The 25429-nt window shown below is 63.5% G+C and carries 25 protein-coding genes; 15 read left to right on the top strand and 10 right to left on the bottom strand.

Annotated features, from left to right (window positions below):
• Nucleotides 1–67: 67 nt before the first annotated feature.
• Entirely contained in the window at nt 68–1048 is a 981-nt protein-coding gene (locus BH682_RS18100) for an ABC transporter substrate-binding protein (RefSeq protein WP_202426799.1), read from the top strand.
• 57 nt (nt 1049–1105) lie between these two features.
• Here the strand turns inward: BH682_RS18100 and BH682_RS18095 are convergent, their stop codons facing one another.
• A complete protein-coding gene (locus BH682_RS18095; RefSeq protein ID WP_003944557.1) occupies nt 1106–3064 on the bottom strand; it encodes a glycoside hydrolase family 15 protein in 1959 nt (652 codons plus the stop codon).
• Between the two features lie 82 nt (nt 3065–3146).
• Here BH682_RS18095 and BH682_RS18090 point away from each other — a divergent pair, with 82 nt between their 5' ends.
• The 6 genes from BH682_RS18090 (at nt 3147) to BH682_RS18070 (ending at nt 7499) form a co-directional block, all read left to right on the top strand.
• Nucleotides 3147–3353 carry a hypothetical protein gene (locus tag BH682_RS18090; RefSeq protein WP_007731042.1) on the top strand — a complete coding sequence of 69 codons (207 nt, stop codon included), beginning with the start codon at nt 3147–3149 and terminating at the stop codon, nt 3351–3353.
• Between the two features lie 123 nt (nt 3354–3476).
• Nucleotides 3477–3566, top strand: a complete 90-nt coding sequence (locus tag BH682_RS37195; RefSeq protein WP_309599318.1) for an Ms4533A family Cys-rich leader peptide — start codon at nt 3477–3479, stop codon at nt 3564–3566.
• 196 nt (nt 3567–3762) lie between these two features.
• Nucleotides 3763–4794: a sulfate ABC transporter substrate-binding protein gene (locus BH682_RS18085; RefSeq protein WP_003944569.1), complete on the top strand. Its 1032-nt coding sequence runs from the start codon at nt 3763–3765 to the stop codon at nt 4792–4794.
• 7 nt (nt 4795–4801) lie between these two features.
• Complete coding sequence (gene cysT, locus BH682_RS18080; RefSeq protein WP_030536617.1) at nt 4802–5650, top strand: sulfate ABC transporter permease subunit CysT; 849 nt, start codon at nt 4802–4804, stop codon at nt 5648–5650.
• A complete protein-coding gene (gene cysW, locus BH682_RS18075) occupies nt 5647–6453 on the top strand; it encodes a sulfate ABC transporter permease subunit CysW (protein ID WP_003944503.1) in 807 nt (268 codons plus the stop codon). Before cysT ends, cysW begins: the two co-directional genes overlap by 4 nt.
• A complete protein-coding gene (locus tag BH682_RS18070) occupies nt 6450–7499 on the top strand; it encodes a sulfate/molybdate ABC transporter ATP-binding protein (protein ID WP_007731046.1) in 1050 nt (349 codons plus the stop codon). The genes cysW and BH682_RS18070 overlap by 4 nt, the downstream gene beginning before the upstream one ends.
• A 125-nt stretch (nt 7500–7624) precedes the next feature.
• Here BH682_RS18070 and BH682_RS18065 read toward each other — a convergent pair whose 3' ends face one another.
• The 7 genes from BH682_RS18065 to BH682_RS18035 form a co-directional block, all read right to left on the bottom strand.
• Entirely contained in the window at nt 7625–8521 is an 897-nt protein-coding gene (locus tag BH682_RS18065) for a universal stress protein (protein WP_075833635.1), read from the bottom strand.
• A gap of 55 nt (nt 8522–8576) precedes the next feature.
• Nucleotides 8577–9353 (bottom strand): DUF998 domain-containing protein, encoded by a 777-nt coding sequence (locus tag BH682_RS18060; protein WP_054801921.1) that lies wholly within the window; start codon nt 9351–9353, stop codon nt 8577–8579.
• 94 nt (nt 9354–9447) lie between these two features.
• A complete protein-coding gene (locus BH682_RS18055; protein ID WP_075833633.1) occupies nt 9448–10203 on the bottom strand; it encodes a sirohydrochlorin chelatase in 756 nt (251 codons plus the stop codon).
• A gap of 4 nt (nt 10204–10207) precedes the next feature.
• Nucleotides 10208–11494, bottom strand: a complete 1287-nt coding sequence (locus BH682_RS18050; protein ID WP_075833631.1) for a sulfate adenylyltransferase subunit 1 — start codon at nt 11492–11494, stop codon at nt 10208–10210.
• Nucleotides 11494–12429: a sulfate adenylyltransferase subunit CysD gene (cysD, locus tag BH682_RS18045; protein WP_007731054.1), complete on the bottom strand. Its 936-nt coding sequence runs from the start codon at nt 12427–12429 to the stop codon at nt 11494–11496. The genes BH682_RS18050 and cysD overlap by 1 nt, the downstream gene beginning before the upstream one ends.
• Nucleotides 12426–13139 carry a phosphoadenylyl-sulfate reductase gene (locus tag BH682_RS18040; protein WP_003944488.1) on the bottom strand — a complete coding sequence of 238 codons (714 nt, stop codon included), beginning with the start codon at nt 13137–13139 and terminating at the stop codon, nt 12426–12428. The genes cysD and BH682_RS18040 overlap by 4 nt, the downstream gene beginning before the upstream one ends.
• Nucleotides 13136–14866 (bottom strand): nitrite/sulfite reductase, encoded by a 1731-nt coding sequence (locus BH682_RS18035; protein ID WP_042450188.1) that lies wholly within the window; start codon nt 14864–14866, stop codon nt 13136–13138. The genes BH682_RS18040 and BH682_RS18035 overlap by 4 nt, the downstream gene beginning before the upstream one ends.
• A gap of 502 nt (nt 14867–15368) precedes the next feature.
• On the opposite strand from BH682_RS18035, the gene hemW reads away from it, so the two are divergent.
• A complete protein-coding gene (gene hemW / locus BH682_RS18025; protein WP_054831429.1) occupies nt 15369–16595 on the top strand; it encodes a radical SAM family heme chaperone HemW in 1227 nt (408 codons plus the stop codon).
• Nucleotides 16596–16630: 35 nt separating this feature from the next.
• The gene (locus BH682_RS18020; RefSeq protein ID WP_075835347.1) at nt 16631–17251 is read left to right on the top strand and encodes a CG0192-related protein; all 621 of its coding nucleotides are present in this window, start codon (nt 16631–16633) and stop codon (nt 17249–17251) included.
• Nucleotides 17252–17254: 3 nt separating this feature from the next.
• Here BH682_RS18020 and BH682_RS18015 read toward each other — a convergent pair whose 3' ends face one another.
• A complete protein-coding gene (locus tag BH682_RS18015) occupies nt 17255–17578 on the bottom strand; it encodes a type II toxin-antitoxin system VapB family antitoxin (RefSeq protein WP_003944521.1) in 324 nt (107 codons plus the stop codon).
• Between the two features lie 157 nt (nt 17579–17735).
• Here BH682_RS18015 and hrcA point away from each other — a divergent pair, with 157 nt between their 5' ends.
• The 5 genes from hrcA to BH682_RS17990 all read left to right on the top strand — a co-directional run bounded on the left by hrcA (nt 17736) and on the right by BH682_RS17990 (nt 22928).
• Nucleotides 17736–18779, top strand: coding sequence for a heat-inducible transcriptional repressor HrcA (hrcA, locus tag BH682_RS18010; RefSeq protein WP_003944583.1), 1044 nt, complete (start codon nt 17736–17738; stop codon nt 18777–18779).
• Between the two features lie 80 nt (nt 18780–18859).
• Nucleotides 18860–20011, top strand: coding sequence for a molecular chaperone DnaJ (dnaJ, locus tag BH682_RS18005; protein WP_075833629.1), 1152 nt, complete (start codon nt 18860–18862; stop codon nt 20009–20011).
• Between the two features lie 2 nt (nt 20012–20013).
• Nucleotides 20014–20775, top strand: a complete 762-nt coding sequence (locus BH682_RS18000) for a 16S rRNA (uracil(1498)-N(3))-methyltransferase (protein ID WP_003944495.1) — start codon at nt 20014–20016, stop codon at nt 20773–20775.
• Between the two features lie 123 nt (nt 20776–20898).
• Complete coding sequence (locus BH682_RS17995) at nt 20899–22137, top strand: L,D-transpeptidase (protein ID WP_003944568.1); 1239 nt, start codon at nt 20899–20901, stop codon at nt 22135–22137.
• Between the two features lie 14 nt (nt 22138–22151).
• Nucleotides 22152–22928, top strand: coding sequence for an alpha/beta hydrolase family protein (locus tag BH682_RS17990; RefSeq protein ID WP_075833627.1), 777 nt, complete (start codon nt 22152–22154; stop codon nt 22926–22928).
• Here the strand turns inward: BH682_RS17990 and BH682_RS17985 are convergent.
• Nucleotides 22920–24524, bottom strand: coding sequence for an MFS transporter (locus BH682_RS17985; RefSeq protein WP_075833625.1), 1605 nt, complete (start codon nt 24522–24524; stop codon nt 22920–22922). The two genes, BH682_RS17990 and BH682_RS17985, sit on opposite strands and share 9 nt — an antisense overlap.
• A 128-nt stretch (nt 24525–24652) precedes the next feature.
• On the opposite strand from BH682_RS17985, the gene BH682_RS17980 reads away from it, so the two are divergent.
• Nucleotides 24653–25348: a TetR/AcrR family transcriptional regulator gene (locus BH682_RS17980; RefSeq protein WP_007731067.1), complete on the top strand. Its 696-nt coding sequence runs from the start codon at nt 24653–24655 to the stop codon at nt 25346–25348.
• Nucleotides 25349–25429 lie beyond the last annotated feature (81 nt).

The raw sequence follows: 25429 nt of genomic DNA, 5'->3' as shown, positions 1-25429 counted from the left end.
CACAGCCGGGTCCCATATGAGAAGGTAAGCCTCTGCTAACTAGTGGAGGAGTATTTTCGTGCGTGCGATGAAGTTTTCGGCGGTAGCTCTCTTGGGAGCGCTGGTCGTAGGTATCAGCGGATGTTCGTCCTCGGACGCCGACGAGATCGCGGACGGTCGGGTGACCACGATCGACCACAAGTTCGGCGCCACCACGATCACCGGGACGCCGACGCGCATCGTCGCGGCCGACACCCAGTGGCTCGACGCTCTGCTCGAACTCGGAATCCAGCCGGTGGGGTACCTGGCTGCCGGCCCGATGGGCGACGAGCGTGGTCTGTTCCCGTGGGAGAGTGGCGTGGACGCGTCGGCGAAGGAACTCGATCGCTCGGCGATCCAGCAGTTCGGTGTCCCGCTCAAAGCTGAAGAAATTGCAGCCTTGGATCCCGATCTGATTCTCGGCGGGTTCTCCGTCGCCGATCAGGACGATTTCGACCAGTTGAGCAAGATCGCTCCGACAATTGCCGGTCTGTCCGACGTCCAGGTCGATCCGTGGCAGGACCAGGTGGAGATTCTCGGCCGGGTTCTCGACAAGGAGTCGCGAGCCGACGAGATCGTCGAGGCGACAAACGGGCAGATCGATGCGCTCGCACAGCGGTTGCCGGGGCTGAAGGGTAAGTCCGCTCTTTTGTCGCAGTACGTCTTCCCGACGTCGCAGTTGGTGATCGTCGCTGATCCCAAGGACGGTGCTTCGGGACTGTTCACGCGTCTGGGAATGTCGTTGCCGCCCAAGCTGGTCGACGAGGCCGGTGTGACCGGTGGCCGGCTGATACTCAGCCCGGAACGGGTCGACGCTCTCAGCGCCGACGTCGTGGTGCTGCTGCCCAACGGCGGGTCGCTCGACGACATGATGAAGCTGCCGGGGTTTGCCGACCTGCCTGCAGTCAAGGGTGGCGGATTGGCCATCGTCGACTATCCGACTGTTGCCGGCCTGAACACTCCGTCGTCGCTGTCGCTGAAGTACTCGCTCGAATCGATCACGCCGCAGCTCGAAGCGGTGGCCGGCTAGACCTGCTGTGCGCCTTTATTAACCGCGGGCGGTTAATAAAGGCGCACAGCAGGGGGTCTAGGTCGCGTTGTGCGCGGGCTGGAAAGCTCCGGCTTCGGCAGCTTCCTCGGCGCGGATCACGTGGACCACGGCGTTGATCAGCGCCAGGTGTGTGAACGCCTGCGGGAAGTTACCCAGATGGCGACCGGTGTGGGCGTCGATCTCTTCGGCGTACAGCTTGAGGGGGCTCGCGAACCCGAGCAGGCGCTCGCAGAGATGCTTTGCCCGATCCAGTTCGCCGATCTCGACGAGGGCGGACACCAACCAGAAGGAACAGATGGTGAACGTGCCCTCTTCTCCGCTCAATCCGTCGTCGGTGGTGTCGACGCGATAGCGCAGGACCAACCCCTCTTCGGTGAGCTCGTCGGCGATCGCCAGCACCGTCGCCCGGATGCGCGGATCGTCGGCCGGCAGGAAGCGCAGCAGCGGTGCCAACAAGAGCGACGCGTCGAGTGAATCGTGGCCGTACCGCTGTGTCAGAACTCCGCGCGAGTCGACACCGTGCGCGAGGATGTCGGCCTTGATCTCGTCAGCGATGGCGGTCCACTGCTGCGCAAAGCTCTTCTCGCCCTGCATCTCTGCCAGCTTGGCGCCGCGATCGAGTGCGACCCAGCACATGATCTTCGACGACGTGAAGTGCTGCGGTTCACCGCGCACCTCCCAGATCCCGCGGTCGGGCTGGCGCCAATGCTTGATCGCTTCCTCGACTTGCTTCTTGAGTAGCGGCCACAACGCCTCGGGGACGCGCTCGCGGGTACGGATGTGGAGGTACACCGAGTCGAGCATGGTGCCCCAGATGTCGTGCTGCTGTTGATCGAACGCCCCGTTGCCGATACGCACCGGACGGGCGCCGTCATAGCCGGACAGATGGTTGAGTTCGGATTCCTCGAGCGTGCGCTCGCCGCCGATGCCGTACATCACCTGCAAAGGATGCGGCTGACCGTTGTCCGAACTCGACACGTCGTAGATGAAGTTGAAGAAGTCGTTGGCCTCACGGTCCAACCCGAGCGTGTAGAGGCCCCACAGTGCGAAGGTGGAATCGCGAACCCACGCGTAGCGGTAGTCCCAGTTACGTTCTCCGCCTGGTGTTTCCGGTAGCGAGGTCGTCGAAGCCGCAAGCAGGGCTCCGGTCGGTGCGTAGGTGAGCCCCTTGAGTGTGAGCGCACTGCGCTGCAGGTATCCGCGCCACGGGTGATCGGGGAACTTGCCGATCGTCACCCACTCACGCCAGGACTTCGACGTCTGCCACATCTTGTCGGCGGCCTCGTCGAACGTCTGCGGCGCGGGAAGATCCGACCACGAGAGCGCGACGTACACGTTGTCGCCTTCGACCAGTCGCGTCCGGGCCCGTGCCTCACGACCTTCCAGACCCAATCGGAGATCGGTGGTCAAGCGCAGAGTGGGATGGTCGCCGGGCTTGGCGGAGCGACACGTTGCCGTTGCTTCCTCGTAGACCTTTCCGGTGTACTCCCAATTCGCCGTGCCACGGTGATAGTCGAACGCGGGCTCACAGCTCATCTCGAGTTCGACGGTGCCGCTGACGCACTTGACCGTACGGAGAAGGGTGTGTTCGGCATCCCAGTCGGTCGGTGTGCGCTTGTGCGTGTTCGATCGCTTGTCGACGTTGTGCCAGGGACCGAGAACCAGGGCGTCGCGTACGACGAGCCAGCCGGTCTCGGTCTGCCAGGTCGTTTCGAGAATGAGTCCACCCGGCAGATAGCGCCGAGCGGCCGGCACGTTCTGGCCGTAGGGGCCGATACGGAAATGGCCCGCACTGCGGTCGAGGATGGCACCGAACACGCTGGGGGAGTCCGGGCGGGGAACGCACATCCACTCGACAGATCCGTTACGGGCAATCAGGCACGAGGTTTCGCAATCGGAAAGAAACGCGTAGTCGTCGATAGGGGGAAAGTTGCTTCGATGGTGACCCGTGGAGGCGGGAGGAATAGTCTGCACCACTTCGTCGTCAGCACTCATTCGGCCATCATCCGGCCAGAATCGACACACGTCCAATCCACACGCTGTCGGGACCGTATCGTCCGAAGGATAGGGTGTTGGCGTGGATCGGATAGCGGATTGGTGGGACAGCTTCGAGCTGTGGATGGCGGGGCTCCCGTTCATCCCGCAGGTCGCGTTGGTCCTGATCGTCGTCGTTCCGCTGTGCCGCCTGGTGGCCATCGGTCTGGATCGCGTGTTGGCCGCCGTTCTCGCTCTGCCGCTCTTCGGCTGGTTGCGTAGGAATTCTCGAGAAGTAGAGGAAAGCTGATGCCCCGCTCACGGGTCACTCTCGCCCTGATCGCCCTGATTCTCCTCGTGATCGTCGCGTGGCTTCTCACCCGTTAGTTCTCTCGATTAGAGCGGGCGCCGGTGCTCTGCTAAAGTCCACCGCGTGTCCGAAGCAACAGCTCCCGTAATCCGCCACCAGTTGGCGTTGATTGCTGTCGGCATGCTCGACGTCGCTGACGTCGCCTGTTGTTGATTTCCTGAGTTCGACCTCTCCGGTGGTGCTGCGCACCCCACTCGAACTTCTCTGCGCGTAACTCGCGCCCCCGATTCAGGGCTCATCGCCCGTCGGCTCTCCATGTCTGAACATCCCGATGGAATCAGCCCCAGAGGTCTCGGACTTGTCGTTTGACCAACCCTCGTTTGTCAGTCCTTTCAGGAAGGTATCTGCAATGAAACGCCGTTCCCGCACACTTCTCACTGCTATCGCGACCATGGGGGCCGTGGTACTCACAGCGTGCAGTGGTGGCTCGAGCGACACCGTGGGTGGTGACAGCGCCGCCAGCGACGGTAGCGCCGGCACGATCAACCTGTTCGCCTACGCCGTGCCGAAGCCTGGCTTCGACAAGCTCACCGCAGCCTTCCAGGCGACCGACGAGGGCAAGAACGTCAACTTCAATCCTTCCTACGGCGCCTCAGGCGACCAGTCGCGCAAGGTGAAGGACGGTGCCGAGGCAGACTTCGTCAACTTCTCCGTCGAGCCCGACATCACCCGTCTGGTCGATGCCGGTCTGGTAGATCAGAACTGGAACCAGGACGCCTACAACGGAATTCCGTTCGGATCGGTAGTCACCATCGTGACGCGTCCGGGCAACCCGAAGGGCATCAAAGACTGGGACGACCTGCTTCAGCCCGGCCTCGAGGTCGTCACGCCGAACCCGTTCAGTTCCGGCTCGGCCAAGTGGAACCTCTTGGCGCCGTACGCCGCGAAGAGCGACGGTGGCAAGAACCCGCAGGCGGGTCTCGACTACGTCACCGCCTTGGTCAACGACCACGTCAAGATCCAGCCCAAGTCGGGACGCGAGGCTTCGGAAGCCTTCCTGCAGGGTAGCGGTGACGTTCTGATCAGTTACGAGAACGAGGCACTGTTCATCGAAGGCAACGGCGACCCGGTCGAGCACGTCACCCCGCCCACGACCTTCAAGATCGAGAACCCCGTTGCCGTGATCTCGAACAGCAAGGTCCTCGACAAGGCGACCGCGTTCAAGGACTACCTGTACACGACCGAGGGTCAGACGCTCTGGGCCGAAGCAGGATTCCGTCCCGTGGATCCCGCCGTCGCTGCCAAGTTCACCGACAAGTTCCCCGAGCCGACCAAGCTGTGGACCATTGCAGACCTCGGCGGCTGGAAGGCCGTGGACAGTGCTCTGTTCACCAAGGACACCGGTTCGATCGCAGTGATCTACGACAACGCGACCAAGTAAGACTGACGTGACTGACACTATTGACCCCACCCCCGTGGCTCGTCGGCGAAAACTCGCGCGGGTCACGGGGAGTGTGGGGCCGCTCGGAATCGGAGTGGCCACTTTGTGGCTCTCCGTGATCGTTCTGCTTCCGCTCGCCGCGTTGACCGCCACCGCGTTCGACGAGGGGATCTCCGGATTCTGGGACGCCGTCACCGCACCCGTCGCCTTGGCGTCGTTGCGCGTGACGTTGTTGGTCTCGGTGATCGTGGCATTGATCAACGTCGTGATGGGCACGATCATCGCGTGGGTGCTGGTCCGGGACGACTTCCCGGGCAAGCGCATCGTCAACTCGATGATCGATCTGCCGTTCGCGCTACCCACCATCGTGGCGTCGATCGTGCTGCTGTCGTTGTACGGCCCGCAGTCGCCGATCGACATCCACCTCAATGCAACTCAGCCCGGACTGATCGTGGCATTGGCCTTCGTGACCTTGCCGTTCGTGGTTCGCTCGGTGCAGCCGGTGCTGATGGAGGTCGACCGCGAAGTCGAGGAAGCCGCTGCGTCGTTGGGAGCTTCCAACTGGACGATCTTTCGCTCGGTTGTTCTCCCGACGTTGGCGCCTGCCGTCATCTCCGGTGCGGGCCTCGCGTTCGCCAGAGCGATCGGTGAATACGGCTCGGTCGTTCTGATCGGCGGCAACATCCCACGCGTGACACAGATGACGTCGCAGTACATTCAGCAGCAGATCGAGATCGATCGTCCGACCAACGCCGCTGCCGTCTCGGTAGCGTTGCTGGCCATCGCATTCGTGACGCTGTTCGTCCTGCGAATCTTCGCATCGCGCGGACAGCGACGTGAGGAGAGTTCCCGATGAATGTGTCCAGAGGATCGAAGATCGGTCTGCGGACCATCGCTCTCGTCTACCTGTTCGTGTTGTTGGTCGTGCCGATCGGTGTGATACTGACGCGAACGTTCGAGAACGGAATCGGCCCGTTTCTCGAATCGATCACGACGCCGGCAGCGATCTCCGCGCTGAATCTTTCGCTGATCATCGTGGCGATCGTGGTCCCGATCAACGTCGTGTTCGGTGTGGTCACCGCACTCGCTCTTGTCCGTGGTCGGTTTCCGGGCCGCGGAGTTCTGCAGTCGGTGGTCGACCTGCCCTTCGCAGTCTCGCCCGTCGTCGTTGGTGTGTCCTTGATTCTTCTGTGGGGTGCCAACGGTTGGTTCGGCGGAATCGAATCGTTGGGGTTCAAGGTCATCTTCGGTTTGCCAGGCATGGTGATCGCGACGATTTTCGTGACGCTCCCCTTTGTCGTCCGGGAAGTCGAACCCGTACTTCACGAGATCGGCGACGAGCAGGAACAAGCAGCCGCGACGCTCGGTGCCTCTGGTTGGCAGACGTTCTGGCGGATCACCTTGCCCGCGATCCGTTGGGGCTTGACATACGGAATCGTGTTGACGGTGGCGCGTTCGCTCGGTGAATTCGGCGCAGTCATCATGGTCTCTTCCGGCTTCCCGGGGGTATCCCAGACACTGACGTTGCTGGTGCACTCGCGATACATCGACGACCACAACACCTTTGGTGCGTATTCGGCGGCAACGCTGCTGATGGGCATCGCCATCATTGTCCTGTTGCTGATGACGCTGCTGGACCGTAAGAGGAGCACCACATGATCACAGTGACCGGGGCCCGCAAGAACTACGGTGATTTCGCGGCGCTCGACGACGTGACGGTCAACATTCCCTCGGGTTCGTTGACGGCATTGCTCGGGCCCAGTGGCTCGGGAAAGTCGACGTTGCTGCGTTCGATCGCAGGGCTCGAAGAACTCGATTCGGGAACCATCACCATCGCAGGCAAGGACGTCACCGGCGTGTCGCCGCAGAAGCGTGACATCGGTTTCGTGTTCCAGCACTACGCGGCGTTCAAGCACATGACGGTGCGGGACAACGTGGCGTTCGGGCTCAAGATCCGCAAGCGCCCGAAGCCGGAGATCGAGAAGAAGGTCAACGAACTACTGGGGATCGTCGGCCTCGACGGCTTTCAGCATCGGTACCCCGCGCAGCTCTCCGGTGGTCAGCGTCAGCGCATGGCGTTGGCGCGCGCTCTGGCTGTGGATCCACAGGTGCTCCTGCTCGACGAGCCCTTCGGCGCGCTCGACGCGAAGGTGCGTGCCGACCTGCGCACGTGGTTGCGTCGCCTGCACGACGAGGTGCACGTCACCACCGTCCTGGTCACCCACGACCAGGAAGAGGCTCTCGACGTCGCCGACCGCATCGCGGTGCTGAACAAGGGGCGGATCGAGCAGATCGGTGAACCTGCCGACCTGTACGACCGCCCGTCCAACGACTTCGTGATGTCCTTCCTCGGATCCGTCGCGAAGCTCAACGGGCAGTTGGTCCGTCCGCATGACATCCGTCTCGGCCGCGATCCGAGCATGGCTCTCGCGCAGGAATCCGGAACGGCCGAGTCGCTCGGCGTCACACGCGCAACAGTCGAGCGCGTCGTGTACCTCGGCTTCGAGGTTCGAGTGGACCTGCGCAACGAGGCAACCGGCGAGCTCTTCTCGGCTCAGGTCACGCGCGGTGACAGTGCAGCGCTGCACCTCGAGGCGGGGGAGACGGTGTACGCGCGTGCTACCCGGGTGCCGGATCTGCCGGAGACCCCGGTGTCGACGCCGGTGCAGGAGCCGGTCACGGTGAGCGTGGTCGGCCAGGTATGACCCGCTCGCCCTGTTCGACCTGTTGTACCCCCACTCCTGTTTGAGCGAACGGCACTTTCGGCCTCCTGATGGCGCCTAAAGTGCCGTTCGCTCAGAGTTGGGGGCCGGGCAACAGCGAGACGAGTTCAGCCCTCTCGGCAGACGAGGACCGGGCATTGGGCGTGGTGGATGAGGCTCTGACTGGTCGATCCGACTATCGACGCCATGAAGGGGCTGCGGCCGTGGCTACCGACGACTACGAGCTGCGCTTCCGCTGAATGCTCGAGCAGTGCTTTCATCGGTCCGCTGCGCTGGACACTGCGGGTGACTTCGACGTCGGGGTACTTCTCCGTCCAGCCGGCGAGGCACTCGGACAGCAGAGCATGCTCATGCTGCTCGTACGGACCCCAGTCGACGAAGCGCCTGGCTTCGGAGTACCCACCCAGCGAGGCGTGCTCGTTCCACGTGTGGACCGCAACCAAAGGTGCGCCGAGGAACGCGGCAAATTCGAAGGCATGCGCGACGGCGAGTTCGCTGAGCTTGCTCCCGTCGACGCCGACGACGATGGGCCTGGTATCGGCCATCGCGTGATCACCCGTACCTCGGAATACGGCCACGGGACAGTGCGCACGGTTGACCACCCGAATGGTGTCGGATCCGAGAAACACGGACTGCATTTCGCTGGTGCCGGCCTGACCCAGTGCAACGATGCGAGCCGACTTCGAGAGTTCGACGAGTGTGGTTGCGGGAGTACCAGTCACGAGGCCACGTTCGACGGTGACGTCGGTGTGATCATCGCGGATGGCGTCCTCGGCCTCGTCGAGCAGTTTTGCACCCTCGACGCGAAGGTGGTGGTCGAACATCTCTTCGTCGGTGACGTTGGTACCGCCACTGGACTCGGGTTGTCCTGGCAGCACGTGGGTCAGGCGAAGTGGTTCGTCGAATCTCTTTGCAGCCGATGCTGCCCACCTCGCGGCGTTGACCGCGCTTGCCGAGCCGTCGATACCGGCCACGATTCCGTGTCGAACAGATGCACTGGTCATGGAAGTCTCCTCGCGTCGCCTCCTTACCAGTGTGTCCCTGCTCACCCCCGGTTCGCTACAAACCGGTCAGCTCCCGTGGTGCGAGAACGTCGGTGGGCACTGCTGCGCGAGATCGACGCGGGCGCAACGACAACAGAGCGGTGATGAATCCGTTACCGGGCAGTGTCAGTTCCACGTTCTTCAACACGGTTCGGCGCATCAATGCGAGCAGGGCTGCGACGCCGGTGACGGCCATCCACATCGGCAGTGGGTACAGCGTCAGGCGTTCACCAAGGCCGAAGGTGAGGGTTCGTCCGAGAAGCAGTACGGCGCCGACGATTCCGGTAGCCGCGCACAGCCCTGACCACACTGCGATCCATTTGCTGTGCTTCCAGAATTGAATTGCCATGAGTACGAGAACGGCATGACGTGCGACGAAGCCGGGAAGTACGGCGGTCCAATGAACGAAGGTCCCGTCGTTGGCCGGGAAGAGGCCGGTGGCTGCGGTGCTCAATGCAACGACGACGGCCAGACCGAGAATCCACTTTTTTGCACGACCGTCCGGAATGTACTTGTGCAGCAAGGCCGCACCGAGGATGGTGAGCGCACCAAGGATCATGAAGGCCGCGTTCATGACGTCGTGCATCGGCGAACACGAATCCACGCTGCACGTCGTCACACCGAGCGAACTGATGGAGTCGCGCGCGAAGCTGTAGGGCGTCTTCCATGCTCCGGCTGTGAAGATTTCGACAAGCAGGTAGAGCACCGACAGGACCCATGCGATGCCGGCTGTGCCGAGGCGAAGATTGTGAGTGATGGTGTTCCCTCTCGCGGCGCTCTGAGGGGATTGCACCCAAAGATCTGTTTCGCAGGCGAAGGAGGTACCTTCGCGAGCTGGACAGATCCAACACTACGGTAACAATCTGATAACGGCCTGTGAAACCGGATCAGGCGGAGCGGACCAGACGGTCGGGTAGTGCATCAGCGACCTGTCGGTAACGGTCGATCATCGTTTCGATCAGTAGAGAGTGCCCACCGATCGTGTCGGCGAAACGCGCGCGCGGACATACCGTTCCTGCAGCAGCACTGAGTCGGTCGGTCAGTAGGCCGGGAGCCAAGAACCACGGTGCGACAACGATGCGTTCGGCGCCGTCCTGCTCGAGAGCGGAGATCGCCTGGGCAACTGTTGGTTCCGCAGACGTGGCGAAACAGATTCGAACACCCGACCAGTTGGTTCCGGTCAGGAGAGTGGTCGCCAGTTCTGCGGTCGCGGCGTTGGCGCGCGCGTCGGACGAGCCGACTGCCGCAAGGGCGATCCCGACGGACGGGTCGTCCGGATGAGCGCCTGTTTCGAGGATTCTCTCGCGCACCGCCTCGACCAATCGAACGTCGCGACCCAGCACGTCCGCTTGGGTCACGGTCAATTGCGGGTGGCGCAGCGCGGCAGCGGCCAAGAGTCCGGGCAGATCTACCCGGGCGTGGAAGGCATTGCCCAGCAGCATCGGAACAACAACGGCGTGAGTGTGGCCGTCGTGTGCAACTCCGTCCAGGACCTGATCGATGGACGGTGCATTGAGGTCGAGGAACGCCAGCCGGACATCGAGGTCTGGCCGGACTTCACGAAGAGCTGCCACAGCAGCCGCGATCACCCGAGCAGAACGGGGGTCACGGCTGCCGTGCGCAACAGCGATGAGCGGAACCATCGACTTAGACGCGCTCGCCCAATTCGACAGCGGAAATGACGTCGCCCACCAGGCCGGCTGCGAGAGTGTTTCCACCAGCGGGATCGATCAGCAGGAAGCTGCCGGTGTGGCGGTTGACGGCGTAGTCGTCAGCCACGATCGGCTCGGCCACCCGGATCGAGATCTTGCCGATCTCGTTGAGCTCGAGAGTGTCCGGACCCTGATCCGTGGTGAGGTCCTGCTCGTTGAAGCGTTCCACCAAGCTGCCCACGATGGCCTGCGTCGTTCGCGTGCCGTGCTTGAGCAGCAGACGTGCACCGGGGCGCAGCGACTTCTCGGCCAGCCAGCAGACAGTGGCGTCGAATTCGCCGATCGGCGCGGGTGCGTCGGACGGCGATGCGATGGTGTCGCCGCGAGAGACGTCGACGTCGTCGGCCAGGATCAGCGTGACGCTGCGTCCCGCGTGGGCGACGTCCAGTTCACCGTCGGCCGTGTCGATACGTGTGACGGTGGTGCGCGTACCCGAGGGCAGGATCACCACTTCGTCGCCGGGCACGACGGAACCTGCAGCGACCTGACCGGCGTAGCCGCGGTAGTCGAGGAACTCTGCGGTGCGGGGGCGGATCACGTACTGCACCGGGAAACGCAGACCGACGCGATGTGGCTCGGCGTCGACCGGAATCGACTCGAGGTGCTCGATCAGCGTGGGGCCGGTGTAGTACGGGGTCTTGTCGGAGCGGATGGCGACGTTGTCACCGTGCAGTGCCGACACCGGGATCTCGACGACGTCTTCGCTTGCCCAGCCAAGTGAGCTGGTGAGTTCGTTGAACTCGGCGGAGATCGAGGTGAAGACCTCTTCGGGGTTCTCGACGAGGTCGATCTTGTTCACGGCGAGAACGAGCTTCGGGACACCGAGCAACGCGAGAACCGCTGCGTGCCTGCGAGTCTGCGCGATGACGCCCTTGCGAGCATCGACCAGCAGGATCACGAGCTGAGCCGTCGAGGCACCGGAGACAGTGTTGCGGGTGTACTGCACGTGGCCCGGTGTATCGGCGAGCACGAAGGTGCGCTTGGGGGTCGCGAAGTAGCGGTACGCCACGTCGATGGTGATGCCCTGCTCACGCTCGGCGCGCAGTCCGTCCACCAGGAGCGAGAGGTCAGGGGTGTCGAGACCGCGGTCCACCGACGCACGGGTCACGGCGTCGATCTGGTCGGCGAGAACGGATTTCGTGTCGTACAACAGGCGGCCCACGAGGGTGGACTTTCCGTCGTCGACGCTGCCGGCAGTTGCCAGTCTGAGCAGATCGCTCATCAGAAGTAGCCCTCTCGCTTGCGGTCTTCCATGGCCGCTTCGGAAACTCGGTCGTCGCCACGGGTCGCGCCGCGCTCGGTCAAACGTGATGCCGCAACCTCGGCGAGGATCGCTTCGTTGTCGGCCGCATCGGAGAGAACAGCACCGGTGGTCGAACCGTCGCCGACGGTGCGGTATCGCACCGAAAGGGTCTGCAGCTCTTCGCCGTCAGCCGGCCCACCCCAGACTCCGGGGGTCATCCACATGCCGTCGCGCTGGTACACCGGACGCTGGTGGGCGTAGTAGATGCTGGCGAGCTCGACGTTGTCGCGGGCGATGTAACGCCAGATGTCCAGCTCGGTGAAGTTGCTGAGCGGGAAGACGCGTACCTGCTCGCCGGGGGAGTGGCGACCGTTGTACAGGTTCCACAGCTCCGGGCGCTGCTTCTTGGGATCCCACTGTCCGAAAGCGTTGCGCAGCGAGAAGATCCGCTCCTTGGCGCGGGCCCGCTCCTCGTCGCGGCGAGCGCCGCCGAAGACGGCGTCGAAACGGTTCTCCGAGATCGCGTCCAGCAACGGCACGGTCTGCAGCGGGTTGCGGATACCGTCGGGGCGCTCGGTGAGGCGACCGTCCGCGATGTACTCCTCGACGCTGGCCACGTGCAGGCGCAGGTTGTACTTGGCTACCACGTGGTCGCGGAAGTCGAGGACTTCCTGCAGGTTGTGGCCGGTGTCGACGTGCAGCAGGGTGAACGGCAGCGGCGCAGGCCAGAAGGCCTTGATCGCCAGATGCAGCAGCACCGTGGAATCCTTACCGCCCGAGAAGAGAATGACCGGGCGTTCGAATTCGCCGGCTACCTCTCGGAAGATGTGGATCGCTTCGGACTCGAGGGCGTCGAGAGTATCGAACTGTGTGCCGTCGAGCTGAGGCCGTGAAGGTGTCAAGTCAACTGTCATGATGCGTGCAACCCGCATTCTGTCTTGGAGGCACCGGCCCAACGACCGCTACGCGGATCGCTGCCGGGGGCTGGCTTGCTGGTGCAGGGTGCGCAGCCGATGGACGGATATCCCTCGTCGACAAGGGGATTGACGAGGATGGAATTGGTGTCGATGTAGTTCTGCATCTCCTCGTCCGACCAGGGAGCGATCGGGTTGATCTTCACGAGTCCGAAGGCTTCGTCGAAGGAGATCAGGGGAGCGTTGGCGCGGGTGGGCGCTTCGACGCGGCGGATGCCGGTCACCCACGCGCTGTACCCGGACAGTGTCTGCTTGAGCGGCGCGACTTTGCGTAGTGCGCAGCAGCGGTTGGGATCACGGGCGAACAGATCCTTGCCCTCGGCGACATCCTGCTCGGCGACGCTTGCCAGCGCACGAGCGTTGATGACGTTGACGCCGTACACCTGCTCGACCGCGTCACGCGTGCCGATGGTTTCGGGGAAGTGATAGCCGGTGTCGAGGAAGAGTACGTCGACGCCCGGATGCACCTGTGCGGCAAGGTGAACCAGCACTCCATCCTGCATGTTCGACGCCACAATGTACGAGTCGCCGAACGTGTCCTCGGTCCACTGCAACAGTTCCTGCGCGCCGGCTCCGTCGAGTTCTACGGCACCGCGCTCGGCGATGGACCGAAGCTCGTCGGCAGTTGCTCGCGAAATGTCCACTGTCATCGCAAATCTCCTTCGTCTGCGCGCACTGCCCATTCGGCGAACCGTTCACCTTCGTTGCGGTTCTTGACGAACTGACGTACGACGCGGTCGATGTAGTCACCCATCTCGACGCTGGTGACCTTGTGCTGGCGCAGCTTGCGTCCGAAGGCGCTGTCGAATCCGAGGCTGCCTCCCAGATGAACCTGGAAACCCTCGACTTGATTCCCCTCACCGTCGTCGACGAGTTGGCCCTTGAAGCCGATGTCGGCGATCTGCGAGCGAGCGCAGGAGTTGGGGCAACCGTTGATGTTGATGGTGATCGGCACGTCGAGCTGGCTGTTGATGTCGGCAAGACGCTGTTCGAGTTCGGGCACGAGCACCTGCGAACGCTTGCGGGTCTCGGCGAACGAGAGCTTGCAGAACTCGATGCCGGAGCAGGCCATCAGGTTCTTGCGCCAGTGCGACGGACGGGCGGGAAGACCCAGCGCGTCGAGATCGGCGATGAGCGGCTCGAGCGTCTCGTCGGCGACGTCGAGGATGATCAGCTTCTGGTACGGAGTGAAGCGGATCCGGTCGCTGCCGGCCTTCTCGGCGGCGTCGGCGACCTGAGCCAGGATGTCTCCCGAGACGCGGCCGGCGATCGGAGCGAAACCGACTGCGTTGTGGCCGTTGCGGGTCTTCTGGATACCGACGTGATCGATCGGGCGCTTGGGCTTCTCGGGCGCGGGGCCGTCGATGAGCGGACGCTTCAGGTACTCGGTCTCGAGAACCTCGCGGAACTTCTCGATACCCCAGTCCTTGACGAGGAACTTGAGCCTGGCCTTCGCGCGCAGACGGCGGTAGCCGTAGTCACGGAAGATCGAGACGACGCCCTCCCAGACATCGGGGACCTCGTCGAGCGGAATCCAGGCGCCGACGCGCTGCGCCAGCATCGGGTTGGTGGACAGTCCGCCGCCGACCCAGAGGTCGAGGCCCGGGCCGTGCTCGGGGTGGTTCACGCCGATGAAGGCGATGTCGTTGATCTCGTGAACAACATCCTGCTGACCGGAGATAGCGGTCTTGAACTTGCGCGGCAGGTTGGAGTACTTGGGGTCGCCGATGTAGCGGCGCACGATCTCGTCGATCGCCGGGGTGGGATCGAGGACCTCGTCGAGCGATTCGCCGGCCAGGGGAGAACCGAGGACGACGCGAGGGCAGTCACCGCACGCTTCGGTGGTCTTGAGCCCGACGGCTTCGAGGCGCTTCCAGATCTCCGGGACGTTCTCGACTTCGATCCAGTGGAACTGAACGTTCTCACGGTCCGACAGGTCGGCGGTGTTCCGGCCGAATTCCTTCGAGATACCGGCGATGGTGCGCAGCTGCTCGACGTTCAGAGCGCCGGCGTCGCAACGCACGCGCATCATGAAGTACTTGGCCTCGAGCAGGTCGATGTTCTCGTCGCCGGTGAAGGTGCCGTCGTAGCCTTCTTCGCGCTGGGTGTAGAGACCCCACCAGCGGAAACGGCCGCGAAGGTCGCCCTTGTCGATGCTGTCGAAGCCCTGCTTGGAGTAGATGTTCTCGATGCGGGCCCGAACGTTGAGCGGGTTGTCGTCCTTCTTGGCCTGCTCGTTGGCGTTGAGAGGCTCGCGGTAACCGAGGGCCCACTGACCTTCGGCGCGACGCTTGGCGGGACGCGCAGCGCGTGCAGGCCGGGCTTCGGCAGCTGCTGCCGAATCGGCGGGTGTGGCGGCGTCGGTGGTCGACGTCATCGATGAACTCCTGGATCTGGGCGGTTGATCGGCACGCGGCACGCACTATCGATGAACTGTGGCGGTGTCTGATCGGGACGCACCGGTCCGTGTCGGAAATCGAGGGGGCTGTCCTCGGTCTCGGAAAGCTCGCGGCCGGCAGGTGTGCTCACGAAAACGAACAGCTGGAGAAGCTGCGTCCCTGAAAAGGCATGTCTCTGCAGAGAGTGTTTCGGTGAAGCAGATGGAGATGAGCGGGAAAGGCTGGAAGATCAGTGAAAGATCAACAGCTACACAGGTGCAGACACGACGAGCTGCACACACGCTTGAAGTCGACATGGCGACGCGCCACAAGTCGCACTCCGAGTCCGGTCATGCGGACCATTGTGCCACGTCAACTCGATAATTCCGACTCGGGCGCATATTTCCACGAAAAACGGGGGAAATATCGAGTTCAAGCCACGCGCCGACCTGCATCGCAGGCTGAATAGGTGTGCGTTCCGGATGCTGGGACACTGGAGGCGTGAATGCCACCAGCACGACTCCCACTCGACAGAGCGAGGCGACGCCCTTCGCCTTGCCCGCGCGATCGCTCGAGGGTGTCGGGAAACGGCCGTTCGGGATCTACATCCACGTCCCGTTCTGTGCCACCAGGTGTGGGTACTGCGATTTCAACACCTACACGGCCGGAGAGCTCGGAACTTCCGCCTCGCCGCAGTCGTGGTTGGAAGGTCTGCGGCGCGAACTCGATCTCGCGGCCGAGATGACGGGCGCCCCGGCGGCGGAGACCGTGTTCGTGGGCGGTGGAACGCCGTCGCTGCTCGGTGGTGACGGATTGGCCGACGTGCTGTCGGCGGTGCGGAGCAGCTTCGGCCTGGCGTCCGGCGCCGAAGTAACCACGGAATCGAACCCCGAATCGACGTCGCCGGAGTTCTTCGGTGCTCTCCGCAGTGCCGGATTCACCCGGATTTCCCTCGGCATGCAGTCGGCCGCCCAGCACGTGCTGAAGATTCTCGACCGCACGCACACTCCGGGCCGCGCCGTCGCTGCCGCGAAAGAGGCTCGCGCAGCTGGTTTTTCGCACGTGAATCTCGATTTGATCTATGGAACCCCGGGGGAGCGCGATCAAGACCTGGACGCCTCACTCGATGCGGTCCTCTCCGCCGATGTCGATCACGTCTCGGCCTACGCGTTGATCGTCGAGGACGGCACCGCCATGGCTCGCAAGGTCAGGCGCGGCGAGCTGCCCGCCCCGGACGACGACGTGCTGGCCTCGCGGTACGAACGAATCGATTCACGCCTGTCCGAGGCAGGCTTGCGGTGGTACGAGGTCTCCAACTGGGCAAAGGCGGAAACCGCGGACTCCGGTGACACCCGGTGCCGTCACAACCTCGGCTACTGGGACGGCGGTGACTGGTGGGGTGCCGGTCCGGGCGCGCACAGCCACGTCGGCGGAGTGCGGTGGTGGAACGTCAAGCACCCGGCGCGGTACGCGGAACAGTTGGCGCTCGGCGAACTTCCCGTCGGCGGCAGCGAAGAACTGACCGCCGAGGACGAACACATGGAGCGAGTCATGCTGACCGCACGGTTGCGTACGGGACTTCCGTTGTCGGAACTGTCTGCATCCGAACGTCTTTCGGCCGAACAGGTGGTAGTCGACGGGTTGGCCGTGATCGAGAACGATCACGTGGTTCTCACCGACCGTGGTCGCCTGCTCGCCGATGCGGTGATTCGCACGATCCTGACCTGACGCGCCACCATCCTTCGCCGCGTAATGTGGCCGTGGTGGCCATCATTCATCGTGCGCAGCTGAATCCGTCCAAGAACGACCTGCTCCGAGCGTGGGTGCCCAAGCAGCCGTGGCTCGGGTCGGTCGACTGTTCGACGCTCGAACGCGTCGACGCCTATCGTTTCGACGACCCGGACGGTGAGGTCGGAATCGAGACGCACCTGATGCGCTCTGCCGACGGTCGAATTCTTCAGGTCCCGCTCACTTATCGTGGTGCTCCGCTGGACGGGGCGGAGACCGCGCTGATCGCGACCATGGATCATTCGGTACTCGGCGAACGGTGGGTGTACGACGCATGCTGTGATCCGGTCTACGTCAGCGCGGTGGCGACCGCGATTCTGACCGGTGGGGCCGGAGTCGAACTGGTCTTTGCGGACACCGCCGATCGCATCCCCGTGACGGCTCACGTAGTAGGCAGCGGTACGGCCGGCGCTTCCGTACCGGCAGTGGAATCCGTGACCTGCTCGACAGTCGGCACCGACACGATCATCCGCGCGGGAAGCCTGGAACTGACTGTGGCGAGAGTGATCGACGCAGATCGAGTCTCGGACTCGGAGACGCTCACCGGAACCTGGCCGGGGCAAACGACACCTGCGTTGCTCGTGACTATCGCCTGAGCGTCAGCGGACTCCCTCGATGACACCGGGCATCGCGTCGAAGTCGAAGACACGCGCGTGCAGCACGACGCGGTTTCGCAGGGCCGAACGAACCGCTCGGTGCAGACCGTCCTCGAGGTAGAGAGTGCCGCGCCACTGCACTGCGTGCGGGAACAGATCGCCGTAGAAGGTCGAGTCCTCCGACAGCAGGCGATCGAGTTCGAGGACCTTCGTGGTGGTCACGATCTCGTCGAGTCGAACCTGACGTGGAGGGAACTTCGACCAGTCGCGTAGAGACAGTCCGTGATCGGGATACGGTTTGCCGTCCATCACGCCTTTGAAGATCATGTGCCGCCTTGTCCATGGTTGTGCGATCGACCTTTCGCCGATCTCACTCCACAGTAAGGGCAACAGCCGTCTCTGGCGCTCGGGCGATTAGACTGCCAGTGGAAACCGATGTGTAAATGTCGGCGTTCGTTCTTTTCAGGAAACGGAGGTGGCAACGATGTCGAGTACCGACGACAGGCGTTTCGAGGTCTTACGTGCAATCGTGGCCGATTACGTCTCCACCCAGGACCCGGTGGGATCCAAGGCACTGGTCGAGCGTCACAACCTCGGAGTGTCGAGCGCCACTGTGCGCAACGACATGGCATTCCTCGAGGCCGAGGGCTACATCGCCCAACCGCACACCAGTTCCGGCCGCGTCCCCACCGACAAGGGATACCGCGAATTCGTCGATCGCATCGCCGACGTCAAGCCCATGTCCGGGCCCGAGCGTCGAGCGATCCTCGAGTTCTTGGAGTCGGGTGTCGACCTCGACGACGTTCTGCGTCGTGGTGTGCGACTGCTCGCGCAACTGACCCGTCAGGTCGCGGTTGTCCAGTACCCGTCGCTGTCCGCGTCGTCGGTTCGCCACCTCGAGGTGGTCGCTTTGACGCCGGCGCGCCTGCTTCTCGTTCTCATCACCGATTCCGGCCGCGTCGATCAGCGAATCGTCGAACTCGGAGACGTCCTCGAAGACGAAGACCTTTCCCGGTTGCGCACGCTTCTCGGCGGAGCACTGGAAGGAAAGCGCCTGGCCGCCGCGTCGATTGCCGTGGCGGAACTGGCCGACGAGTCTCCGGCCGACCTTCGCGACGCCGTGATCCGCTCGGCAACGGTTCTGGTCGAGACCCTGGTCGAGCATCCGGAAGATCGCCTCGTTCTGGGCGGAACCTCGAATCTCACGCGCAACGCCGCCGATTTCTCCGGTCTGGCCGGCTTCCCCGGTTCGCTGCGCGCAGTGCTCGAAGCACTGGAAGAGCAGGTAGTGGTCCTCAAACTGCTCGCTGCGACGCAGAACTCCGGCACGGTCACCGTTCAGATCGGTGAAGAGACGCAGGTCGAACAGATGCGCGGAACCTCCGTGATTTCGACTGGCTACGGCGCGGCCGGTACCGTTTTCGGTGGTGTCGGTGTGCTCGGACCCACTCGGATGGACTATCCGGGAACAATTGCATCGGTTGCCGCCGTTGCCAGATACATCGGCGAAGTTCTCTCCGAGCGATGACGGACGTCGACATTCGTCGGCACGCCTCCTCGCGAGGACTGAGGAAAACCTAGAAGTAAGAGAAGGACGAGAGACTCAACGTGGCACGGGATTACTACGGATTGCTCGGCGTCGACAAGAACGCGACAGACCAGGAGCTCAAGCGCGCTTACCGCAAGCTGGCACGCGAACTGCACCCGGACGTCAACCCTGACGAGGCGGCGCAGGCCAAGTTCAAGGAGATCTCGACGGCCTACGAGGTCCTGACCGACCCGGAGAAGCGTCGCATCGTCGATCTCGGCGGAGACCCGCTCGAGTCCGGTGGTGGCGGCGGTGGTGGCTTCGGCGGCGGATTCGGTGGCGGCGGCCTCGGCGACGTCTTCGAAGCATTCTTCGGCGGCGGTGGCGGCGCAGGTCGTGGGCCGCGCGGTCGCGTTCAGCCCGGAGCCGACTCGTTGCTTCGCACCAAGCTGACCCTCGCAGAATGTGCGACGGGAGTCAGCAAGCACGTGACCGTCGAGACGGCCATTCTGTGCGACAGCTGCACCGGAGCCGGAACCAACGGCGACTCCAAGCCTGTCCGCTGTGAGACCTGCAACGGTGCCGGCGAAGTTCAATCCATCCAGCGCTCGTTCCTCGGTCAGGTCATGACCTCGCGTCCGTGCCCGACGTGCCGCGGTGCCGGTGAGACCATCCCGGATCCCTGCCACAAGTGTGGCGGCGACGGCCGAGTTCGGGCCAAGCGTGACATCACCGTGAAGGTTCCCGCGGGCGTCGCCGGTGGCATGCGTATCCGTTTGACCGCGCAGGGTGAAGTGGGCCCGGGCGGCGGACACCCCGGCGACCTCTACGTCGAGATCGTCGAGCAGCAGCACGACGTCTTCGTTCGAGACGGTGAAGACCTGCACTGCACGATCCGCGTTCCGATGGTCGACGCAGCGCTCGGTACGACTGTCACCGTCGACACCATCATCGACGGCTCCAAGGAAATCACCATCGAGCCAGGCACCCAGCCCGGACACGTTGCTGTTCTTCGCGGTCATGGCATGCCGAAACTGCGGTCGGGAGTGCGCGGCGACGTGCACGCTCACCTCGAGGTGGTCATCCCGAGCCGTCTCGATCACAAGCAGTCCAAGCTGCTCAAGGAATTCAAGCTGCTCCGCGATCGTGACGAGGCCGAGGTTGTCTCGACGGCCTCGCAGAACAGCGGTGGATTGTTCTCGCGTCTTCGCGAAGCATTCAGCGGCCGCTGACGGTGGCCGCAACGGTCTTCTTTCTCGACCCGGTTCCCGGCGTCGGTGAAATCGCAGTTCTGGACGGACAGGAGGGTCGCCACGCGGCCACTGTCCGCCGGATCGGCGTCGGCGAGCGATTGGTGTTGGCTGACGGCCGTGGCCGGGTGGCCGACGCCGAGGTGACGAGCGTCGGCAAGGACCGCCTGGAACTGTTGGTCAGTGACGTTCAGGTTCTCGAGCAGCCCAAGCCGTTGGTGACCCTCGTTCAGGCACTTCCCAAGGCCGAGCGTTCCGAGTTGGCCGTCGAACTGGCGACCGAGGCGGGGATCGACGCGGTGATCCCGTGGCAGTCCTTGCGTTGTGTCGCCAAGTGGGAGGGCCCCAAGCTCGCCAAGGGCGTCGCACGCTGGCGAAGTGCGGCAGTGTCTGCGGCAAAGCAGTCCAGACGCGCGTTCGTCCCGGAAATTGCGGAACTGCACAAGACGCCGGCGGTGATCGCGTTGGTTCGTGACGCCGTTGCCCGTGGCGCTGTGGTTGCGGTGCTTCACGAATCGGCGACGACGCCGTTGGCCGGTTTGCCGCTGGCGAGCGCGGACGAGGTATTTCTGGTTGTCGGTCCCGAAGGTGGGCTCGACGATTCGGAGATCAGCGCGTTGTCGGAGGCCGGGGCCACTCCGGTGCTTCTCGGCCCGACGGTCCTGCGCACGTCGACCGCCGGGGCTGTTGCTCTGGGCGCGATCGGAGTGCTGACCGATCGCTGGGGACCACGGCCACTGCACTGATCTTGTTGTGATCCCGAGCTGAATCGGATCCGGCGCTCAGCGAAGTGTCAGATTTGCGCACTATCGTAAGGACGTCGGGGGTCGCCTTCGGCGTGAGTTGGTTCGGGGATTTCAGGAGGCCAGATGTTGTCACGTGCGCATATGCGAATCGTTGGAGCGGTGTGTGCCGCGGCGGCGTTGATGCTCGTCGCGGGGTGCACGGTCTCCACCGGAGACAACACGGGTTCCTCCAGCAGCGCCGTCACCACTACCCCGACCAGCGAGGCTCTCGTCACCGTCACACCGGCGGACGGCGGAACTCCGGTGAGTCCACTCGACCCCATCGAGGTCCAGGTCGCGAAGGGAACACTGACGACCGTCGCGCTGACCAATCCCGAGGGTAAGGAAGTCGCCGGTATCACCACGCCGGACAAGACGTCCTGGAAACCGAGCGAACCACTCGGATACGGCAAGACCTACAAGCTGGTCGTCGACGCCGTCGACGCGAATGGTGTTGCCACGACCAAGAACACGACGCTGACCACCGTCGCGCCGAGTAACCAGACCCGGGCGTACATCAACACCACCGGTGGCGCCTCGATATCGGACGGTGGCACGTACGGTGTCGGCACCGTCGTCGCCGTTCATTTCGACGAGTTGATCGGTGACAAGGCCGCGGCCGAGAAGTCTCTGCTGGTCACAACCAATCCGCCCGTACAGGGATCGTGGTACTGGGTCGACGGTCAGAACGTTCACTGGCGACCGCAGAACTACTACGCACCAGGCACGACGGTCTCGGTGAACGCGAACATCTACGGCAAGCAGCTCGGCAACGGACTGTACGGCCAGCAGGACGACACCGTGTCCTTCAAGATCGGCGACTCCCACGTCTCGGTCGCCGACGACAACACCAAGATGGTGACCGTCTACGAAAACGGTCAGGTGATCAAGGAAATGCCGACCTCGATGGGAATGGGCGGCACCGAGACGATCGGCGGCACGACGCTCTCGTTCTGGACCCAGCCCGGCACGTACACCGTGATGGACAAGGCCAACCCCGTCATCATGGATTCGTCGACCTACGGTCTGCCGATCAACTCGCGCCTCGGCTACAAGGAATCCATCAACTGGGCCACCCGCATCAGCACCGACGGTATCTATCTTCACGAGTTGGAGAGCACCGTCTGGGCGCAGGGAAACACCGACACCTCGCACGGTTGCCTCAATCTCAGTGCGGCCAATGCCAAATGGTTCTTCGATTTCTCGCAGCCGGGAGATGTCGTCGAGATCAAGAACACCGGCGGCGCTCCGCTGGAGGTGTGGCAGAACGGCGACTGGACCCTTTCCTGGGCAGACTGGGCCGCAGGCAGCGCCCTCGCCTGAGATAGATTTCCTCGGTGCCTCGATTCAAGATTCCGTACGGCCGACACGAGCAGCAGTTCGGGCATCTCTACGTTCCCGACGGAGTCGTTGACGGCCCGATCCCGGTCGTCATGCAGATCCACGGCGGCTTCTGGAGCGGGCAGTACGGATTGACTCTGGGCACCGCATTTGCTGTCGAACTCGCGCGGCACGGCGTCGCGGTGTGGAACATCGAATACCGCCGTCTCGGGGCGGGCGGTGGTTGGCCGGAGATGTCCGCCGACGTGAAAACGGCATACGACGAAATCCCCGGACTGGTTGCCGCGAAGTCCTCGGCCGAATTGGATCTGAATCAGATTCGCTTGCTCGGGCATTCGGCCGGAGGACATCTTGCAGTGTGGCTGGCGGGGGAGAAGGACACGTTCACCCGGCCTGAACGGGTCATCGCACAGGCGGCCGCACTCGATCTGGCGTCGGCAGGCGAGCGTGGACGACGGATCAGCTTCATCGAGGATCTGTTCGGCGTTCCGTTCGACGCGGACCCCGGTCTGTATCGCAGTGCGTCGCCGCAGCATCGATTGCCGATCGGCGTCCCCGTTGTGTGCGTCACGGGTGCGGACGATCTGCAGGTGCCGGCCAAGGTGAGCTCCCGGTACGCGAAAGCCGCGGAAGCGGCTGGTGATCCCGTGGCACTGCGTGTGATCGAGGGCGAAGGACACGACGCATTTCTCTCACCCTCGACCGAGTCGTGGCGGGTCTCCCGCGAGTTGGTTCTCGCCGAAGACCCGCTGGCTCCGAGCACGTCAGACTGACGCGGGGTCTACTTCCACAGGGGCCTTCTTGCCCGGCAGGATGAACGCCACGACAACTGCCCCCACGAACAGTGCAAGACCGCCCGCCCAACTGGCCGCCGAAATCGCGTCGGCGTAGGCACTGCCTGCGGCGTCGAGCAACGGCCCTGCCTGAGCTGCAGCCAACGGGTTGCCTGCCATCTCTTCGGCGACCAACGAAGCGCCGCCGACGGATTCGCCCGACACCTCCATCGCGTACGCGGCCTGTTGCGCAAGTTGGCCCGTCAACTGCGGAACCTGCATTCCATCGATGAATCCGGCAATCGAATCCTTGTAGCTCGCAGCGAGGATCGAGCCGAGGATCGCGATACCCAGCGAGCCGCCGAGTTCGATGGCGGTGTCGTTGAGGCCACCCGCAGCACCGAGATCGTCCTCGGAGAAGTTGTCCATGATGGCGTCGGTGGCCGGCGGTTCGCTGAGACCGATGCCCAGGCCGAGCAGGATCAGTGGGACTGCGAACATCCAGTAGCCCGAATCGCCGTCGACCTGCGTGAGAATCAGAACGCCGATCGCGGCGACCACCATGCCGCCGACGATGGATGCCCGGACGCCGATCAGCGGAGTGATCCGCCCACTGACAACGGCGCCGATCGAAACGGCAATTGCCAAGGGCAGCAGACGAACACCGGTTTCGAGTGCGCCGTAGCCGAGGATGAACTGGAACTGCTGTGAGATGAAGTAGATGGCGCCGAAGGCGGCCAGGAACAGCAGAAGTACGGCGAGCGTCGCGCCGCCGACCATTCGCTGGCCGAGTTTACGGACGTCGAGTAGTGGCTGCGGGTGACGCAGTTCCCAGACGACGAACGAGACGAGGCCGATCGCAGCGAGTACGGCGGCACCGATTGGTCCGCCGGTCCACCCGAAGTGGAATCCGTTGATGATCGAGTACACGAGCGAGCCGATGGTGACCACCGAGAGTGCGCCGCCGATCCAGTCGATCCGGCCCAGGTGCTCGGCCTTGCTCGGCGGCACCAGAATTACGGCGGCGACGGCAGCGACTGCGGCGATCGGGACGTTGATCAGGAAAGTGATGCTCCAGGAATGACTGTCGAGAATCCATCCGGCCAACAGCGGACCGAGTGCAATCGCGAGACCCGATGTCGCCGCCCACGCCGCGATGGCGCGTGATCGCTCCGCTTTGGGAAAGGTAGCGACCAGAAGCGAAAGCGTCGCGGGCATGATGATCGCGGCGCCGACGCCCATGATCATTCGTGCCGCGATGACGGCGTTGGTGGTGTCCGCGATGCTGCCGAAGACGGCGCCGCCGGCGAACACGGCGAGTCCGGCGAGAAGTGCGCCGCGGCGACTGTACTTGTCACCGATCACGCCGAACAGCAGCATCAATGCGGCGTAGGGAACGGTGTAGCCGTCGATGACCCATTGAAGTTGCGTGCTGGTGAGGCCGAGGTCTCTGGTCATGTCCGGCGCCGCGACGATCAGCGCGGTATTCGCCATCACGACGATCAGCAGACTCAGGCACAACACCCCGAGCGCGGCCCACCGCCGTGAGTACGGCTGGTCCATCTCCGAGACAGGTTTGCTCATGAGTGTCGTCATGACGCGACTCCGTTCCTGATGATCGAAGACACTCCTCGATCTATTTGCACACTGATGTGTAAGTTAATAACTTGCACACCGATGTGCAACTATGATTGACCTAGATCACAGTTGGGCAGTCGAAAGAGGTGGAACGCGCATTGACGCATTCGGGCACAGTCGTTTCGGGAACTGCCGAATCGGGCGGACGGCAGCGTCGTAGTCAGGCCGCGGCCAATCGCAATCGCATCATCGAGGCGGCGATCACGGCGTTCGCTGCTGATCCGGATGCGAGCATGGACGATGTCGCAAAGGCCGCCGGTGTGGTCAGGCGAACCGTGTACGCGCATTTCGACAGCCGAGAGGCGCTGATCAACGGCATCGTGGACGAGGCGTCGACCGATCTCGTAGCTGCGCTGAGCCAAGCCGGCGAGCCGCCCGAGCGCCCGGATCTGGCGACTGCCGTACTGGCATTGCTGTCATGGCCGGTCGGTGATCGCTTCCGGATGCTGCTCAGCTTTGCTCGCAAAGAGTTGGGGGAGCAGCGGATTCTCGATCTGATGGAGCCCGCGCGTGCCGTGAGTATCAGCGTCGTCGAGCGCGGTCAGCGTGACGGAACCTTCTCGAAATACCTGCCGGCGGAGACTCTGGTAGCGATGACCGAGGCGATCACGATCACTTTGTTCGATCAGGCCAACAGTGGGCTGATCACGGACTCGGGCGAATCCTTTGCCGCCGTGTGCCTGGTCATCGCGGGTATCAGTCCGGACAGAAGCTCCGAGATCGTCGCCGAAGCGTCGGAATGGATCCGCGAATCGCTGCCGTCCGGTCGCCGCGAGGATTAGGCCGGGACGATTAACAAGTGGGCCGTGTCCGACTCTGGCGCTAGACTTCGAAGTATCGAGGCTCACGAGTCGAGTGGGCTG

Origin of the sequence: Rhodococcus sp. YL-1 (assembly GCF_001942025.1) — a bacterium.
GTDB lineage: Bacteria > Actinomycetota > Actinomycetes > Mycobacteriales > Mycobacteriaceae > Rhodococcus_F > Rhodococcus_F qingshengii.
Note: the sequence above shows the minus strand (reverse complement) of the source record. Positions and strands in the feature narration are given on the sequence as shown.

Bases quoted from the DNA above. Each gene is read 5' to 3' on its own strand.
- BH682_RS18100 (WP_202426799.1), top strand. From the start codon at position 68: ATGAAGTTTTCGGCGGTAGCTCTCTTGGGAGCGCTGGTCGTAGGTATC.
- BH682_RS18035 (WP_042450188.1), bottom strand. From the start codon at position 14,866: ATGACGTCGACCACCGACGCCGCCACACCCGCCGATTCGGCAGCAGCT.
- BH682_RS18085 (WP_003944569.1), top strand. From the start codon at position 3,763: ATGAAACGCCGTTCCCGCACACTTCTCACTGCTATCGCGACCATGGGG.
- hrcA (WP_003944583.1), top strand. From the start codon at position 17,736: ATGTCGAGTACCGACGACAGGCGTTTCGAGGTCTTACGTGCAATCGTG.
- BH682_RS17985 (WP_075833625.1), bottom strand. From the start codon at position 24,524: ATGACGACACTCATGAGCAAACCTGTCTCGGAGATGGACCAGCCGTAC.
- BH682_RS18040 (WP_003944488.1), bottom strand. From the start codon at position 13,139: ATGACAGTGGACATTTCGCGAGCAACTGCCGACGAGCTTCGGTCCATC.
- BH682_RS18070 (WP_007731046.1), top strand. From the start codon at position 6,450: ATGATCACAGTGACCGGGGCCCGCAAGAACTACGGTGATTTCGCGGCG.
- cysD (WP_007731054.1), bottom strand. From the start codon at position 12,429: ATGACAGTTGACTTGACACCTTCACGGCCTCAGCTCGACGGCACACAG.
- BH682_RS17995 (WP_003944568.1), top strand. From the start codon at position 20,899: ATGTTGTCACGTGCGCATATGCGAATCGTTGGAGCGGTGTGTGCCGCG.
- cysW (WP_003944503.1), top strand. From the start codon at position 5,647: ATGAATGTGTCCAGAGGATCGAAGATCGGTCTGCGGACCATCGCTCTC.
- BH682_RS18055 (WP_075833633.1), bottom strand. From the start codon at position 10,203: ATGGTTCCGCTCATCGCTGTTGCGCACGGCAGCCGTGACCCCCGTTCT.
- BH682_RS18015 (WP_003944521.1), bottom strand. From the start codon at position 17,578: ATGATCTTCAAAGGCGTGATGGACGGCAAACCGTATCCCGATCACGGA.
- BH682_RS18095 (WP_003944557.1), bottom strand. From the start codon at position 3,064: ATGAGTGCTGACGACGAAGTGGTGCAGACTATTCCTCCCGCCTCCACG.
- BH682_RS18050 (WP_075833631.1), bottom strand. From the start codon at position 11,494: ATGAGCGATCTGCTCAGACTGGCAACTGCCGGCAGCGTCGACGACGGA.
- BH682_RS18065 (WP_075833635.1), bottom strand. From the start codon at position 8,521: ATGACCAGTGCATCTGTTCGACACGGAATCGTGGCCGGTATCGACGGC.